We start from the raw sequence: 15,204 nt of genomic DNA on the forward strand, positions 1-15,204 counted from the left end.
AGCCTAGCCCCCTCCCCTCTCCCGGTTGGCGCGAGAGGAAGAGCAAAATCTATCCCCGCTGTTTGACGGCGGTCTATCCTCGCGCGCATGGACACAGCGGCAGTCATCCCCGAGGCTCTGACACCGGAAACCCGGCGCGGGCATCTGCGCGCCATAGCCGACCGGATGTTGCTGGCGCTCAGCCGCGAAGACGACCCCAAAACCGGCGAAGAGATCGAAAAGGGCATCCGCCGCGCTTTACTGATCGAGCGGCTCTATGCCCGCTGCGACGCCACCGAAGCCAAGGCGATCAAAAACGCCGTGGCCCGTATCGAGCAACAGGTGACCGCAAAGAAAGCCACTCCCACCACTGCGCCGCCGCCTGCCCCGGCCAAAGAGACGCAGTTTGATATCGCCACCCGTGCGCTCGCCCTGAAGGCCAAAACGCTGCATCGCGCCGCCAAGGGCGACCCCGAAAGCCTCAGACAGGTCATGGCCCGGCATTTTGAGCCGCCCGTTACACCCGCGAAGACCCGCAAAGACACATCGTAATTCTTATACCTCCCCAACGTGTTTGGGGTATAGCGCCAGCGAAAGTATAGCTTTCGCCAGCGTTGGGACCGCGTAACGCTCGAAGCCTCAGGTGCGGGAGTGGGTGGCCTTTGAAAACGTCTCAGCCTTGCCCTTTTTGAAATTCAGAAAATCACCCCACCACCACATCTCACCTGTCTTCGCCAAGGCTCAGACAGGCTCGTGCGGTCCCCCTCCCCGCCCAAGGGCAGGGAGGTATAATTGACCCTCACCCCCGGCCGCGATAGGTGGCCACGCCGAAGTCGGGGATGAGCACGCCTTTCGGCGGTTCGGTCGTTTGCCAGAAGACGTCAATCGGGATGCCGCCGCGCGGATACCAGAAGCCGCCGATGCGCAGCCACCGCGGGGCCAGCAGATCACGCAGGCGCTTGGCGATATAGATGGTGCAGTCTTCGTGGAAAGCCCCGTGATTGCGGAAGGCCGTCAGAAACAGCTTCAGCGATTTCGACTCGACCAGCCACTCGCCCGGCACATAGTCGATCACCAGGTGCGCGAAATCGGGCTGCCCCGTCACCGGACACAGGGACGTGAATTCCGGGGCGGTAAAGCGCGCCACATAGTCAATATCGGCGTGCGGATTGGGTACGCGCTCCAAAACGGCGCTGTCCGGGTCGGTCGGCGCGCCCAACTGCTGGCCCAGTTGCGTCAGATTATCGGTATAGTGCGCCATGAACGACCTTTCCTTTTCATTCGAATAGGATAATAATTAAGCGAATACAACAGTTTACTTAAGGGCAAGAAACGACCATGGCCATTCCGGATACCCTGAAAGCGGGCCTCAGCCTCCCCGCCATTGCCGCGCCGATGTTCCTGGTCTCCGGGCCGGAGCTGGTCATTGCGACGTGCCGAAGCGGCATGATCGGCACCTTCCCGGCGCTCAATCAGCGGACCACTGAAGGCTATGCGCAATGGCTCGACGAAATTCAAGGGGCGCTGACGCCTGAGGATGCGCGCTTCGGCGTCAATATGATCGTCCACCCGACCAATTCAAGGCTGATGGCCGATATGATGGTGACGGTCGAAAAGAAGGTGCCGCTGGTCATCACCTCGCTGGGGGCGGTACGTGACGTGGTCGATGCGGTGCATTCCTATGGCGGCGTAGTCTTCCACGACATCACCACCGTGCGCCATGCGCAAAAGGCCGCCGAGGCCGGTGTGGACGGGCTGATCCTTGTCTGTAACGGCGCAGGCGGCCATGCCGGCACCTATAACCCCTTCGCGCTTCTGGGTGAGATCCGCCAGTGGTACAGCGGCACCATCGTCCTGTCGGGCTGCCTGTCGCGCGGGTCGGACGTGGCGGCGGCGCTGATGATGGGGGCCGACCTCGCCTATATGGGCACGCGCTTTATTGCTACCGAAGAGGCCATGGCCAGCGACGGCTACAAGACCATGCTGACCCAGTCGTCGGCCAAGGACATCGTCTATACGCCGGCCATTTCGGGTGTGCCCGCCTCCTTCCTGCTGCCCTCGCTCGAAAGCCACGGCATCACCAAAGACATGCTGAAGGACATGACCACCAAGATGGACATGGACCACGAGATGAGCGACGAGGCCAAGGCGTGGAAGACCCTGTGGTCGGCGGGGCAAGGCACGGGCAATGTGCGCGACATCCTCCCCACCTCTGAATTGATCGCGCGGCTGAAAGCCGAGTTTAACGCCGCCCGCGCCGAGTTTACGCAGAAGGTTGGCTGAGTTTTCGCGCCTTATTGCCGACACAAAGCGCCGTTACCGCGAGTATTGTGACACTTTTATTGCAACTTGGGCGCGGGCTGGCTGTGGCTTCGGCGCTGATGGCCACACCGGCTATGGCCGACCCGTCGGGCATAGCCGACTGGAGCGATGACTGGACCGAGGCCTTGCAGGGCTGGAAGTTCGGGGCGCAACTGGGTGTGGCCACGGATTCGGCAAGCAAGGGCATTTCAGAAACGCAAGGCAACGGGCAGGTGTCGGCGGCGGTGACCGCCTCGCGCGACTGGGCCTATGTGTCGGCGCGCCTGAAGACCGTGCGCGGTTCGGACGGCAGCGACGATCAGAGCGCGCTGGCCATCGGTGGCCGCTGGTCGGTCGGGCCGGATATCCACCTCAACAGCCAGATCATCTATAAGGTCAATGGCGGCGCGCGGCCGGGCAGCGATACACACTTCGTCGAGTGGCAGAGTGAGGCCAGCCGCACCTTCGGGCGCACGACGCTGAAGGCGCTGACCATCTGGTCGCCGGATTCATCGGGCGCGACCAAAGCGGCCTTCTATTATGAACTTGGGGCGGCGCAGAAACTGTCGGATCGCTGGAGCGCGTCAGGCGGCATCGGCGAGCGGCGCACCGAGCCCAAACGCACCTACACGGCGTGGAATGCCGGGGCAACGCTGGCGCTGAATGCCAAAATGTCGCTGGATCTGCGTTATTACGACACCAACCGCCATGACTATTCCAAAGCGCACGGCGACCGCTTCGTGGTGGCCTTGCAACGACGGTTTTAACTCCCTCCTCCCTGTGCCGAAGGCATGGGGAGGAGGGGGCGAGCCTGCGAGCAGGCGGAGGGGGCGTACGCCATAGCCACAAAGCCTGTGGCCTTAGCCATAACCTTCGGCACTATGCACCGCGCTAGGCCGAGGCCAGGCTGCGCTGGATGTCGGCCACGGCCTCTTTGAACGCATCGCCGCGCGCTTCGAAGTCGGTGAACTGGTCCTGAGAAGCGCAGGCCGGGGACAACAGCACCACCTCTTCCTTGCCGGACTTTTCCGCCGCCGCAAAGGCCTGCGCCACGGCGGTGAACAAGAGGCGCGACTGGGTACAGGGGGCCGCCGTACCGATGGTCTTTTCAAACAGCTCCGCCGCCTCACCGATCAGATAGGCGTGCTTCACGCGCGGGAAGAGGTCTTTCAGCTCCTCTATGCCGCCCGCCTTGGCGCGGCCACCGGCGATCCAGTAAAAGCCGTCATAGCTTGACATAGCCTGACGCGCCGCATCTGCATTGGTGGCCTTTGAGTCGTTGATGAAGCGCACATTCTTGATGCGCCCGATCTCCTGCATCCGGTGGTCGAGGCCGGGGAAGGACCGGATGCCCGCCACAATCGCTTCGACCGTCAGGCCCAGCGCCCGGCAGGCCGAATAGGCGGCGCAGGCGTTTTGCCAGTTGTGGCGGCCCGTCAGGGTGCGGACGGTTTTGAGGTCGATGATCTGACGCGCGCGGTCGGTCGTGGCGTCGTAGATGACGCCGTTCAGCGCATAGACGCCGCGCCCCAAGGTGCGCCGCGATGAAATGGGGATGAGATTGACCGAATGGTGCGCGGTCATTTCCGTCACCACGGCCTGCGACCACTCATCGTCCGTGCCGACCACCGCCGTCTGATGTGCCGTCTGGTTCAGGAAGATACGCTTCTTGGCCTTGATATAGCCGTCCATATCGCCATGCCGGTCGAGATGGTCAGGCGAGAAGTTCATCAGCACCGCCACGTCCGGGCGAAAGGTTTGGGTCAGGTCGAGCTGATAGGAGGAGGTTTCGATGACGTAGACCGTCCCGGCGTGCATTTCCGGCAGATCGAGCACGCCGATGCCGATATTGCCGCCGATATGGGCGTCGCGCCCGGCAGCCTTGAGGATATGGCCGATCAGGGCCGTCGTCGTCGATTTGCCGTTGGTGCCGGTGATGGCCACGGTCTTCGGGCGCTGCTTTTCCGGCAGGGTGTTAAGCGTGCGCGCAAACAGCTCGATATCGCCGATGACCGGCACATCGGCTTCCTGCGCCGCCTTTACGGTCCAGTGCGGCTCCGGATGGGTCAGGGGCACGCCCGGCGACAGCATCAGGGCGTCGATTTCCGACCAGTCGGCGACCTTGAGGTTTTCGATGGTGAAGCCTTCCTTCGAGGCGCTGAGCATCGACTGCGGCTTGTCGTCCCACAGAAGCGGCTCGGCCCCGCCGGCCTTCAGCGCGCGCGCCGCCGACAGGCCGGACCGCCCCAGACCGAAAATCGCTACGCGCTTGCCTTCAAAACCTTTGACGGGGATCAAACCGATGTCTCCATACCGATACCAACGGCCGAAGATGCTGACTGCATCTGGCCGGTATGACTCAGAACCACCCCACCACCGCATCTCATTTGCTTCGCAAACTCGTGCGGTCCCCCTCCCCGCCAGCGGGGAGGTGTAAGGGGTCTACCGTGTACCTCCCCGGTTTACCGGGGAGGGGGACCATTGGCGGAGCCAATGGGGGTGGGGTGGCTACACTTTTATCTCAGCTTCAACGTGGCCAGACCGACCATGGCCAAAATCCCGGCGACGATCCAGAAGCGGATGACGACCGTCGATTCCGCCCAGCCCTTCTTTTCGAAATGGTGGTGGATCGGCGCCATCAGGAAGACCCGCTTGCCGGTCAGCTTGAAATAGCCGATCTGGATCATGACCGACAGGGCTTCGACCACGAACAGGCCGCCGACAATGGCCAGCACGATCTCGTGCTTGACGGCCACGGCGGTCATGCCGAGCCCGCCCCCCAGGGCCAGCGAACCCGTGTCGCCCATGAAGATCTTGGCCGGCGGGGCATTGTACCACAAAAAGCCCATGCCCCCGCCGATGACCGAGGCCAGAAACACCGCCACCTCACCCGATCCGGGCACAAAGTGGACGTTAAGATAGTTGGCGAAGACATAGTTGCCGACGGCGTAGGAGATGATGCCAAACGTCCCCGCCGCGATCATCACCGGCACGATGGCCAGCCCGTCCAGCCCGTCGGTCAGGTTGACGGCGTTCGACGCGCCCACAATGACCACGGCGGCAAAGACGATGTAGAAATAGCCGAGATTGAACAGCACATTCTTGAAGATAGGCACGGCCAGAGAGGTCGAAAGCCCCGATGAGGTCGGCGACTGCGGCCCGTAAAAGACCAAAAGCGCGGCCGCTATACCGGCCACGATGAACTGCGCAATCAGCTTTTGCGACCCCGACAGACCGGCCGAGGACTGCTTGGTCACCTTGGCATAGTCGTCGATAAAGCCCAGAAAACCGTAAATCATGGTGACGCCCAGCACCACCCACACGGTCAGGCTGCGCAGGTCCGCCCACAGAAGCGTCGCCACCAGAATACCGGCCAGAATCATCAGCCCGCCCATGGTCGGCGTGCCCTTCTTGGTCAGCAGGTGCGATTGCGGGCCATCTTCGCGGATCGGCTGCCCCTTGCCCTGTCTGGCGCGCATCCAGCGGATAAACCGCGAGCCGAGACCCACCGCCACCAGATAGGAGGTGATGATGGCCAGGCCGACGCGCACGGTCTGATATTTCAGGAGGTTGAGCAGCGGCCAGTGATCCAGCGCCGCGAAATGCTCATACAGAAAATAAAACATAGAGTGTCCCTAAATCAGAAGGCTCTTGGCAATCAGGCCCGCCTTCGATCCGTTGGAGCCCTTTATCATAACAATGTCGTTCGCGCGCAAGGCCGATTTCAGCGGTTCCAGCAGTTCCGCCGCCGTGGCCGCATAAGCCCCGCGCTGCGCCTCCGGCAAGACGTCCCACAGGGCACGCATCAGCGGTCCGGCGATGAACACCTGATCAACACCCGCCGCCGCCAGCGCCGGGGCCAGACCCGCGTGCCGCTCGGCCTCATCGGGGCCCAGTTCCAGCATGTCGGTCATTACCGCGATGCGCCGCCCGCCCGCCGCCAGCGGACGCGCTGACAAGGCGTTGAGCGTCGCCACCATGGAGATCGGGTTGGCGTTGTAGCTTTCGTCGATGAGCGTCACCTGACCGCCAGTGACGGCAATCTTGTGCTCGGCCCCGCGCCCGTCCAGCGCCTCAAAGGCCGACAGGGCGGCGAGCGTCGTCGCCGTCTCGACCCTCAGTGCTTCGCACATCAGCAGCACCGACAGGGCGTTGAGCGCCTGATGCCTGCCCGTATGGGCCAGCGTAAAGGCGATATCGCGCCCGTGCAAAGTGGCGGTGACCTGAGCGCGGCCATCGACCACCTCATGGCTGATCAGGCGTGCGTCGCAGCCTTCGGCCTCGCCGAAGCGCTGCACCCTGGCGCCCATTTCGCTCGCCCGTTCGTTCAATTCGGCAAACCAGTGGTTGTCGGCGTTGAGAATGGCCAGACCGCCGTATTTGAGGCCGTCGAAAATCTCGGCCTTGGCCTTCATCACCCCTTCTTCGCCATCGGGGAAGTTCTCGGTGTGCACGGCGCCGACCGTCGTGATGATCACCGCATCGGGTTCGACCAGCTCGGACAGGGGCGTGATCTCATTGGCGTGGTTCATACCGATTTCGAACACGGCGCGTTCCGTATCGGCGGGCATACGCGCCAGAGTCAGCGGCACGCCGATATGGTTGTTGAAGCTCTTGACCGCCGAATGGGCGCGTCCGGCGCGGCTCAGGGCCGCCATGACCATCTGCGTCACCGAGGTCTTGCCGACGCTGCCGGTCACCGCCCCTCTCAGGGCCGGGGCGCGGTCGCGGGCATAGGCCCCCAGCTTTTCCAGCGCCTTAAGCACGTCCGGCACCATCAGGCACGGGCCGCCTTCGACCGGCTTGCGCGTGATCGCACACACCGCCCCCTGCGCGAAGGCCTGCGCCACGAAGTCGTGCCCGTCACGCACGCCGGACAAGGCCAGAAAGATATCGCCCGGTTGCACCTGACGGCTGTCAAAGGTGATGCCGGTGGCGCGAATGGCGCTGGCGTCGCCGCTCAGGCCCGCAAAGGTGCCGCCTGTGGCCTTGAGCAGTTCGGTTCCGGTCCAGAGAGGTGTCATCTTTACTCCTCCCCCTCCCTTGAGGGAGAGGGGGTTTATGCGTTCAAGGCTTCGAGCACTACACCGGCGTCGTCGAAAGGCAAGACCTTTCCGGCGACGATCTGTCCCTGTTCGTGGCCCTTGCCCGCCACAACCAGCACATCGCCGGTTTTCAGGCTGGCCACGGCTTCGAAAATGGCCTGACGGCGGTCGCCGATCTCAAGCACGTTAGACGACTGCGTTCCGGCGAGACCGGCCATGATCTCGGCGCGGATGGACGCCGGTTCTTCGGAGCGCGGATTGTCGTCGGTGACAATCACGCGGTCGGCCAGCCGCTCGGCAATGGCCCCCATCTGCGGCCGCTTGCCGCGATCGCGGTCGCCGCCACAGCCGAAGACACAGACCAGACGCCCCTGCGTGTGCGGGCGCAGCGCCTTCAATACCGTCTCAAGCCCGTCCGGCGTATGGGCGTAATCGACATAGATTTCGGCGCCATTGCCGGTCGAACCGACGCGCTCCAGCCGCCCGCGCGCCCCGGTCAGGTGCGACAGCGCCTCCAGCACCGGCTCGACCTTCTGACCGGCGGCCAGACACAGGCCCGCCGCCACCAGCGCGTTCGACGCCTGAAACAGGCCGGCCAGTTTCAGCTTGACCTCAAACTTGCGGCCCTGATGCTCAAGGTAGAGGATCTGCCCGTCCACCGTCAGATCGCGGTGGGTCAGGGTCAGGTGCTGCCCGCGCTCGCCGACGCTGAGCAGCGAAGCCCCGGCGGTGATGGCCGAGGCGGCAAAGGCATTATAGGCGTCGGAATCGGCATTGAGCACCGCCGTGCGGCCGCGCGGCAGGAGTTGCTCGAACAAACGCAGCTTGGCGGCGCGATAGGCCTCCATGGTGGCGTGATAATCGAGATGGTCCTGCGTCAGGTTGGTGAAGCCCGCCGCCGTCAGGGTGACGCCATCGAGGCGACGCTGATCAATGCCGTGCGAGGAGGCTTCGAGCGCCAGATGCGTCACGCCGTCGCGCGCCAGTGCGGCCAGATGCTCGGCAATGTCGGCGGCGTCGGGCGTGGTCAGGCCTGGCGGTGTGATGGCGTGCTCTGCCGCGCCGTTCTGGGTGACGATGCCCAGCGTTCCGACGCTGGCCGAATGGTAGCCCATATGGGCGAACATCTGACGGCAGAAGGTGGCGACGGATGTCTTGCCATTGGTGCCGGTGACGGCGATGCAGGTTTTGGGCTGCGCACCATAAAAGGCCTTGGCCGCCAGGGCATAGGCGCGGCGCACATCGTAAGCCGTCAGGATATTGGACGCGGTCGCGGGCGTATCTTCGGGGGCCAGAACGGCGGCCGCCCCCTGCGACAGGGCCTGAGGGATAAATTCCCGACCGTCGCGCGCCGAACCCGGCAGGGCGCAGAACAGCGTCCCCGGTCCGACCTTGCGGCTGTCGGCGGTCACGCCGGTCACGACCGGATCCACGTCCAGATCGCGCCTCAATATGTCCGACAGGCGTAGCCCGCTCATGGTTTCATTCCCTTGTTCATACGCGCACCATCCGAAGCGCCATCCGTAAAAGTGGGCACCACTTTTCGGAAAAATGGCGCGACCCCTTTAATGACCGGCGGCAGCGGGCATAGCCGCTTCTGCTCCCGCGGCACCGCCCGTCTGCTCTTCCTTCATCACCTGAGACTTAACCCACTCCGAGTCGGCGAACTTGTCATCCTTGCGCGCCACATTGAGGAAGGGGGCGATGCGGTCGATGACGCGCCCCGCCACCGGGGCGGCCACAAAGCCGCCGGTGCGCAGACCGAACGTGTCCTTATTGCCCGTCGGCTCATCGACCATGATCATCACCATGTAGCGGTCATCCTCGACATTGCCGTCGGTGGGGAAGACGGCGACGAAAGAGGACAGGATCTTGGTGCGGTCATAGCGCCCGCCGACGACCTTTTCTGCCGAGCCGGTCTTACCGCCGACGCGCAGGCCCGGCACATTGGCGCGCCCGCCCGTGCCTTTGAGGACGTTGACGCGCATCAGGTCCAGCATCTGACGCGAGGTGTTGGCCGAGAAGACGCGCTCGCCTTTCAGCGGCTGCGACGGATCGTATTTGCGGAGAGTCAGGGGCCGTAGATAGCCGCCGTTCATAGTCGCCGCGGCGGCCTGCGCGTAGGAGAGCGGCGAAATCGACATGCCGTGCCCGAAGGAGGACGAGGCCAGCGAATCCTTCGACCACTTTTTGGGCAGAAGCGGCGACGCGGTTTCGGCCAGCTCGATATCGGCGGCGCGGAACAGGCCCAGCGAATTGTAGAACTTCGTCATGGTGTCGATGCCGACGCTTTCGGCCATCAGGGTGGTCCCGATGTTCGACGAGACGAGGAAGACGTCTTCCAGCGTCATGATGCGGTTTTCGGCGTGGTAGTCCGAAATCTTGCGCTTACCCAACTGATAGGGGGTGCGCGCGTCATAGGTGGTGTTGAGCGAAGCCGTCCCCGACTCCAGACCGATAGCGACCGACAGCACCTTGAACACCGAGCCCACCTCGAACACCGAATTGGTGACGCGGTTCAGCTTGTTATTGTCGGCATAGCGCCCGGCCTGATTGGGGTCAAATTCCGGCCAGCTCGACATGGCGATGACTTCACCCGTGCGCACATTGGTCACCAGACCGATGGCCCCCTTGGCGCTCTGAGCCATGGCGACGTTACGCACCTCGTTTTCCAGCGCGCCCTGTACGCGCAGATCCATGGCCAGCGGGAAGGGCGTGTTGGAACGGGCAATCTGATCCTGAAAGGCGCGCTCGGCCCCGGCCAGACCCTTACCGGCCTTTTCCGTCATGCCGATATAGAAGGCCCCGGCCGTGCCCAGCGGATAGCCACGCATACGACGCGGCTCAAAACCGACACCGGGCAGGCCATAGCTGAGGATGCGCGCCTTGTCCGACGCCGTCAGCCACGGCATGACCGTCATGCGCTTGTTTCCCGACAGGGCCGAATCGAGCTGATCGCGCGGAATCTGCGGCAGAAGCTGGATCAGGGCACGCTTCACCAGCGGACGGTCAGCGGCCATAATATCCGCCGGCTCAAGGAACAGATCGTAATTGAAAATGTCGGTGGCCAGAAGCGCGCCATTGCGATCGACAATATCGGCGCGCGCATCGGCAGGCAGGCTGTAGTCCACGCCGCCATGACCGCCCGACAGGGCCGCCTTCACCGCGAAACCGGACACGATCAGATAGATGACCCCAATGGCCACCAGAATGAAGAAAATACGCATCCGCGCGCTGGCCAGCCGGTCAGAGGCGACGGCATTGGCGCGCTCAAAGGCGTGCTCGACTTTCCACATTCGATCGGCCACCCACTGAAAACCAGAGGCGGTCGAGTCAATAAACGACAGGCGGTGTCCGTATCTCATCGCGTGCCCTCCCCGGTCGCGGGGGTCGCAGGTACCGGCGCGGCGATGGGCGCACTTTCCTCTTCGGTCATGACCGAAGGTTTGGCGGTGACCGCCGTCACCGGCGGGGCGGCGTGGATTTCAGGGCGCGCCACCGAGCGGGAAATTTCCACCAGATTGTCGAGCCCGGCCTCGCGCTTGGGCGACAGGGGCTGCATCCCCAGATACTGACGCGCCAGCGCCTCGATACGCGCCGGCTGCTCCAGATTGGCCACCTTGACCTTAAGCTGCTTGATGGTCGCCTGCTCCTCGGCGATCTGGGCATTGAGCGCATTGAGGCGGGCGACCTCCTGCCCTTCCTTGACCTTGGACAGGCAGACCCAGAAGATCATGATCAGGGCCAGCAGAAGCCCTATGGCTTCGATCAGGCGGACACCGCGAATACGGCGGTCGAACAGACGCATCAGGGCTTTCATCTGACGGCTCTCCGGGAAGGGGACGCGTTACGGGTTTGGGCAAAGGGCGGGTGGCCGGTGCGGCGCGCGGCGCGCAGCTTGGCCGAACGCGCGCGCGGATTGACGCTCAGCTCGGCCTCTGACGGCGCAATCGCCTTGGTCGAATCGAGGCGATAGGTCGGCGCCGGGCCGGTCTGCACCTGCGGTGCGTGGCGCGAACCCGACGGCGTGCGCCCGGCGCGCTCGGCCAGGAAGGACTTGACCATGCGGTCTTCGAGCGAGTGGAAGGTGACGACGGCCAGTACGCCTTCGGGCTTGAGCAGGCGCTCGGACACTTCCAGCGCGCTTTCCAGCTCGCCCAGCTCGTCATTGACGGCGATGCGCAGGGCCTGAAACGTCTTGGTCGCCGGATGCACCTTGTCGCCGCGACGCCCACCCACGGCCTTTTCGACCACGGCCGCCAGATCGAGCGTGCGCGCAAACGGAGCTTCCTTGCGGCGCTTGACGATGGCAGCGGCGATCGCGCGCGATCTGTGCTCCTCACCATAAAGCCAGATAATATGGGCGATGTCGGCTTCGGCCCACTCATTGACAATATCCGCCGCGCTCAGACCCTCAACGGCCATGCGCATATCCAGCGGTCCGTCGCGCATGAAGGAGAAGCCGCGATCGGCCTCATCGAGCTGCATGGAGGAGACACCGATATCGAGCACAATGGCATCGACCTGATCGACGCCCAGCTCGGCCAACCCTTCGGCCATTTCCGAAAAGGGGCGATTGACGAAGCAGAAGCGGTCGCCAAAGTCGCCGCGCACAGATTCGACAAACGGCTGAACGCGCGCGTCGCGGTCAAAGGCGATGACCTCCGCCCCACGCGACAGGAAGGCGCGCGTATAGCCGCCGGCTCCGAAGGTGCCATCGACCACCACGCGGCCCGACTCAGGCGCGACGGCGGCGATCACCTCATTCAGCAGGACGGAGATGTGCGGCGCTTCGTTCCCGGAAACACTCATAGGCCCAGCTCCGTCAGCACGCCGGACAGCTCAGCCTCCTGCGTCGCCAGATGCGCGGCATAGGCGTCGGGGTTCCATATCTGAAAGCGGTCATAGAGACCGACCAGCAGCACGGCGTCTTTCAGCCCGAACTGCTCGCACAGGGCGTCCGGCAGGGTCATGCGCCCCGCCGTGTCGAAATTGAGCTTCGCCATATCGCCGAAGATGCGCGCTTCAAGGATGCGGCGCGGCGCCGAGCCGAAGGGCTGCGCATCGACGATCTTCTTGTAATGGCTGAAAAATTGCGCCCCGCCACATTCGACGCAGCCGAGCGATTTGAGGGCAAAGGCATAGAGGCCGTCAAAGCCGTCCATGCCGTCAAAGGGCACCAGCGCAGCCGCACGGAAGTCCTGCGGGACCAGCAGTCTCCGCTTCGCATCCAGTTGCTTCTCGTGCGTGGAGAGAAACACCCCTGCGCGTCCGGGCCAATGCCCGCTCCCTCATTCGGTATGATCCATGCCCAAAGCCAGACGAAAGCCCTGCTTCGCCGACCCGAATTAGGGTTAACATGGGATGAAGTGGGACGCAATGACTCTGACTGACACTTTATGCCTTTCGACTCAGAATTTATCGAACAGCGACAAGGGGATAGAACGGAAGGAGAACCTGTTAACACTTTTGCAAACAAGCTGAATAAAGGGTTGCCAAAGCCTTTACAAATCCTGAACTCAAGCCATTCACAAAGATTAACAGCGCCTGTGCATAAGCCTGTGCGCAGCCTTGCTTATCCACAAGGGGCGGTTCCACAGCCTGCTGACAGGTTTTGTCTCTCGAAAAGGACAGGATGCGACGCATAAGGAGACACAGATGTACGGATTGATCGGCAGCTTTTCAGCCCACCCCGGCAAGCGCGACGACCTGATCGCGCTGATGACCGCCAGCGTCGGCGACATGCCCGGCTGCTTGAGCTATGTGGTGGCCAAGGACCCACAGGACGCGGACAAGCTGTGGATCACCGAGGTGTGGGACTCCGCCGACAGCCACAAGGCCTCACTGCACCTGCCCGCCGTGGCTGAAACGATCCGGCAGGCCATGCCGCTGATCGCAGCGTTTGGTGAGCACATCGTGACGGAACCGGTGGGCGGGCACGGGATTTAGATGGCTTAAACCCGCCTCTCTCTGCCAGATTAGGCTCATGTCACGCATTGAGTCCCCCAAAACAGATCGAGCTAAGTCTTCGTTTCGAAGAAAGTGAAAATAGCGATCCCGATTATCTGGTCTGGAGAGACCAGAAGGTGAAGCGTGCCGTGGCGCAACCTTCTGACCGCACCAAAATGATCCCGGCTGACGGCGTGGGGAAAAGACCTCGCTCAGTAACCGCCACGTCTTCGAGTAAATCGAAGAGGTGGCATATCTGCCAAATCAAGGCGAAGAACCGCTTCGCGCCTTGATTTGACGAAACAGGCACCACCCTGAAGTCCGTCAGGACTTTAGGCTGAGAGGGGATCAGATGACCTGTAAGCCGGGTTCTGTTCGGGGCTTGCGCCCTCTGGCGATCATTCATCTTGGCGACGGATTGCTCCGGCGCTCATGCAACCAACCCGAACGTGCTGGGGCGGTAATACCCTGTCGGAAAACCGACGCGCCGTTCCTATTCGGTTTTGCTTCGGGCGGGGCTTGCCGTGCCGCTTCCGTTGCCGGTCGCGCGGTGCGCTCTTACCGCACCGTTTCACCCTTACCCGGCTGACGCCGGGCGGTCTGTTTTCTGTGGCGCTATCCCTAAGGTCACCCTTGGCGGGCGTTACCCGCCGCCCTATTACCGTGAAGCCCGGACTTTCCTCAAGATAACGTCGCCTCATCTCTATCCCAAAACCGCAAAGCACTTTTGGGGATGAGGCTCTCGCTCCTGCGATCGCCCGGTCATCTGATCCACGCGCCTTGTGCGGGAAAGCCGCACCTAAATCAAGCCTTCTTCGCCGTCAGCTTCAAGGCCGAAGCCAAAGCCACCCCGGCCCAGCCCAGCATGACCAGCACACCGCCCGTGGGCGCCAGATTGGGCAGGAGCCCCTGCCCGCGCAGCACACGCGAGCAGATATCGGCGGCAAACACGCCGCTGCCGACCATCAGCAGCAGCAGGACGTTCAGACGCATCCGCGGCCCCATAAAGCCCGAATGGACCAGACCGATCGCCGTCGCCGCGTGAAACAGCAGGAACATGCCGGCCGAGGTCAGGCGCGGGTCGGCATGGCTGCCCGCCGCCAGCAGCATGACGCCGATCAGGCCCCACAGACCCGACATCAGCAAAAACACATAGTCCCAGCGTTGGTAATTCATTTACGCCTCCAGAAGCGTGATATGGCGCAACAGCGCCATCAGGCGCACCCGCGTCAGGGCATCCGCCTTACCGTCGATGCGCGTCTGTACCCAATGGCGCTGAAAGGCCGTGACGATGGCCTTTGTTTCCGCGTCATAGGGGCCGCCCGGCAGGAGGTCGTAGCCCAGCTTGCCCAGCGCCCCCTGAAGCGCAAACACGCCCGGCCCGCTATCGCCGATATCGAGTGCCGGCCCCATGACGCCCTCTGGCGGCAGCGGCGGATCGACCCACAACCCGTGCCCCGCCTCGGCCAGAGCCTGCCACGGGAAGCGCTCACCGGGGTCTTCCTTGCGCACCGGGGCAACGTCCGAATGTCCCAGAATACGGTGATCGGGTATGTCCCAGCGCCCGCGAATACCATCCAGCAGTGCGATCACGGCGTCGATCTGCGCCTGCGGAAAGTCGCGATAGCCGAACTCATGGCCGGGATTGACCAGCTCAATGCCAATGGACATGCCATTGATATCGCGCGCGCCTTTCCACACCGAGACCCCGGCGTGCCAGGCACGGCGCTCCTCATCGACAAGGTGATAAACCGTACCGTCCTCATCGACGACGTAATGGGCCGACACCTGCGCCGCCGGATCACACAGCCGGTCCAGCGCCGCCTTCGCCGTCTCCATACCCGTATAGTGCAGGACAACCATGTCGGGCACGGACGGACGCGCATTGAAATTGGGGGAAGGCAGCGAAATCATCGGCAAATCCGCAACA

Annotated in this window: 15 protein-coding genes and 1 other RNA gene; 4 read left to right on the forward strand and 12 right to left on the reverse strand. The window is 63.2% G+C overall.

The genetic code is table 11. The annotated features are described in order from the left end of the window. Positions 1 to 87 precede the first annotated feature (87 nt). Positions 88 to 531, forward strand: a complete 444-nt coding sequence (locus PQU94_RS10705; protein ID WP_272741455.1) for a hypothetical protein — start codon at positions 88 to 90, stop codon at positions 529 to 531. 247 nt (positions 532 to 778) lie between these two features. On the opposite strand, the gene queF is transcribed toward PQU94_RS10705, so the two are convergent. Next, positions 779 to 1,240, reverse strand: a complete 462-nt coding sequence (gene queF / locus PQU94_RS10710) for a preQ(1) synthase (RefSeq protein WP_013479332.1) — start codon at positions 1,238 to 1,240, stop codon at positions 779 to 781. A gap of 77 nt (positions 1,241 to 1,317) precedes the next feature. Here queF and PQU94_RS10715 point away from each other — a divergent pair, with 77 nt between their 5' ends. Both PQU94_RS10715 and PQU94_RS10720 read left to right on the forward strand, forming a co-directional pair. Further along, a complete protein-coding gene (locus PQU94_RS10715) occupies positions 1,318 to 2,262 on the forward strand; it encodes an NAD(P)H-dependent flavin oxidoreductase (protein ID WP_272741456.1) in 945 nt (314 codons plus the stop codon). A gap of 59 nt (positions 2,263 to 2,321) precedes the next feature. Continuing rightward, positions 2,322 to 3,047 (forward strand): TorF family putative porin, encoded by a 726-nt coding sequence (locus tag PQU94_RS10720; protein WP_272741457.1) that lies wholly within the window; start codon positions 2,322 to 2,324, stop codon positions 3,045 to 3,047. A 124-nt stretch (positions 3,048 to 3,171) separates the two neighbouring features. Here the strand turns inward: PQU94_RS10720 and murD are convergent, their stop codons facing one another. The 8 genes from murD to PQU94_RS10760 all read right to left on the reverse strand — a co-directional run bounded on the left by murD (position 3,172) and on the right by PQU94_RS10760 (position 12,586). Continuing rightward, the gene (murD, locus tag PQU94_RS10725; RefSeq protein ID WP_272741458.1) at positions 3,172 to 4,578 is read right to left on the reverse strand and encodes a UDP-N-acetylmuramoyl-L-alanine--D-glutamate ligase; all 1,407 of its coding nucleotides are present in this window, start codon (positions 4,576 to 4,578) and stop codon (positions 3,172 to 3,174) included. A 218-nt stretch (positions 4,579 to 4,796) separates the two neighbouring features. Beyond that, on the reverse strand, positions 4,797 to 5,906 hold the full coding sequence (gene mraY, locus PQU94_RS10730) for a phospho-N-acetylmuramoyl-pentapeptide-transferase (protein ID WP_272741459.1): 1,110 nt from the start codon (positions 5,904 to 5,906) through the stop codon (positions 4,797 to 4,799). Between the two features lie 9 nt (positions 5,907 to 5,915). After that, complete coding sequence (locus tag PQU94_RS10735; RefSeq protein ID WP_272741460.1) at positions 5,916 to 7,304, reverse strand: UDP-N-acetylmuramoyl-tripeptide--D-alanyl-D-alanine ligase; 1,389 nt, start codon at positions 7,302 to 7,304, stop codon at positions 5,916 to 5,918. Positions 7,305 to 7,339: 35 nt separating this feature from the next. Continuing rightward, positions 7,340 to 8,803 carry a UDP-N-acetylmuramoyl-L-alanyl-D-glutamate--2,6-diaminopimelate ligase gene (locus PQU94_RS10740; protein ID WP_272741461.1) on the reverse strand — a complete coding sequence of 488 codons (1,464 nt, stop codon included), beginning with the start codon at positions 8,801 to 8,803 and terminating at the stop codon, positions 7,340 to 7,342. Positions 8,804 to 8,890: 87 nt separating this feature from the next. Further along, positions 8,891 to 10,690 (reverse strand): peptidoglycan D,D-transpeptidase FtsI family protein, encoded by a 1,800-nt coding sequence (locus tag PQU94_RS10745; protein WP_272741462.1) that lies wholly within the window; start codon positions 10,688 to 10,690, stop codon positions 8,891 to 8,893. Beyond that, complete coding sequence (gene ftsL / locus PQU94_RS10750; RefSeq protein WP_272741463.1) at positions 10,687 to 11,145, reverse strand: cell division protein FtsL; 459 nt, start codon at positions 11,143 to 11,145, stop codon at positions 10,687 to 10,689. Before ftsL ends, PQU94_RS10745 begins: the two co-directional genes overlap by 4 nt. Continuing rightward, entirely contained in the window at positions 11,142 to 12,137 is a 996-nt protein-coding gene (gene rsmH / locus PQU94_RS10755) for a 16S rRNA (cytosine(1402)-N(4))-methyltransferase RsmH (protein WP_272741464.1), read from the reverse strand. The genes ftsL and rsmH overlap by 4 nt, the downstream gene beginning before the upstream one ends. Then, positions 12,134 to 12,586, reverse strand: a complete 453-nt coding sequence (locus PQU94_RS10760; protein WP_272741465.1) for a division/cell wall cluster transcriptional repressor MraZ — start codon at positions 12,584 to 12,586, stop codon at positions 12,134 to 12,136. Before PQU94_RS10760 ends, rsmH begins: the two co-directional genes overlap by 4 nt. Positions 12,587 to 12,983: 397 nt before the next feature. Here PQU94_RS10760 and PQU94_RS10765 point away from each other — a divergent pair, with 397 nt between their 5' ends. Continuing rightward, a complete protein-coding gene (locus PQU94_RS10765; RefSeq protein WP_272741466.1) occupies positions 12,984 to 13,274 on the forward strand; it encodes a putative quinol monooxygenase in 291 nt (96 codons plus the stop codon). Between the two features lie 344 nt (positions 13,275 to 13,618). Here PQU94_RS10765 and rnpB read toward each other — a convergent pair. The 3 genes from rnpB to PQU94_RS10780 all read right to left on the reverse strand — a co-directional run bounded on the left by rnpB (position 13,619) and on the right by PQU94_RS10780 (position 15,188). Further along, positions 13,619 to 14,044, reverse strand: an RNA gene (gene rnpB / locus PQU94_RS10770) — RNase P RNA component class A. 34 nt (positions 14,045 to 14,078) lie between these two features. Further along, entirely contained in the window at positions 14,079 to 14,450 is a 372-nt protein-coding gene (locus tag PQU94_RS10775; protein WP_272741467.1) for a DUF423 domain-containing protein, read from the reverse strand. Next, on the reverse strand, positions 14,451 to 15,188 hold the full coding sequence (locus PQU94_RS10780; RefSeq protein ID WP_272741468.1) for a peptidoglycan recognition protein family protein: 738 nt from the start codon (positions 15,186 to 15,188) through the stop codon (positions 14,451 to 14,453). Positions 15,189 to 15,204 lie beyond the last annotated feature (16 nt).

It is taken from the genome of Asticcacaulis currens (genome assembly GCF_028550395.1).
GTDB classification, from domain to species: Bacteria; Pseudomonadota; Alphaproteobacteria; order Caulobacterales; family Caulobacteraceae; genus Asticcacaulis; species Asticcacaulis currens.

What these genes read in the sequence shown, in the direction of transcription:
- PQU94_RS10705 (WP_272741455.1), top strand. Translation starts at nt 88, where the DNA reads ATGGACACAGCGGCAGTCATCCCCGAGGCTCTGACACCGGAAACCCGG.
- queF (WP_013479332.1), bottom strand. Translation starts at nt 1,240, where the DNA reads ATGGCGCACTATACCGATAATCTGACGCAACTGGGCCAGCAGTTGGGC.
- PQU94_RS10715 (WP_272741456.1), top strand. Translation starts at nt 1,318, where the DNA reads ATGGCCATTCCGGATACCCTGAAAGCGGGCCTCAGCCTCCCCGCCATT.
- mraY (WP_272741459.1), bottom strand. Translation starts at nt 5,906, where the DNA reads ATGTTTTATTTTCTGTATGAGCATTTCGCGGCGCTGGATCACTGGCCG.
- PQU94_RS10735 (WP_272741460.1), bottom strand. Translation starts at nt 7,304, where the DNA reads ATGACACCTCTCTGGACCGGAACCGAACTGCTCAAGGCCACAGGCGGC.
- PQU94_RS10740 (WP_272741461.1), bottom strand. Translation starts at nt 8,803, where the DNA reads ATGAGCGGGCTACGCCTGTCGGACATATTGAGGCGCGATCTGGACGTG.
- PQU94_RS10745 (WP_272741462.1), bottom strand. Translation starts at nt 10,690, where the DNA reads ATGAGATACGGACACCGCCTGTCGTTTATTGACTCGACCGCCTCTGGT.
- ftsL (WP_272741463.1), bottom strand. Translation starts at nt 11,145, where the DNA reads ATGAAAGCCCTGATGCGTCTGTTCGACCGCCGTATTCGCGGTGTCCGC.
- rsmH (WP_272741464.1), bottom strand. Translation starts at nt 12,137, where the DNA reads ATGAGTGTTTCCGGGAACGAAGCGCCGCACATCTCCGTCCTGCTGAAT.
- PQU94_RS10765 (WP_272741466.1), top strand. Translation starts at nt 12,984, where the DNA reads ATGTACGGATTGATCGGCAGCTTTTCAGCCCACCCCGGCAAGCGCGAC.
- PQU94_RS10775 (WP_272741467.1), bottom strand. Translation starts at nt 14,450, where the DNA reads ATGAATTACCAACGCTGGGACTATGTGTTTTTGCTGATGTCGGGTCTG.
- PQU94_RS10780 (WP_272741468.1), bottom strand. Translation starts at nt 15,188, where the DNA reads ATGATTTCGCTGCCTTCCCCCAATTTCAATGCGCGTCCGTCCGTGCCC.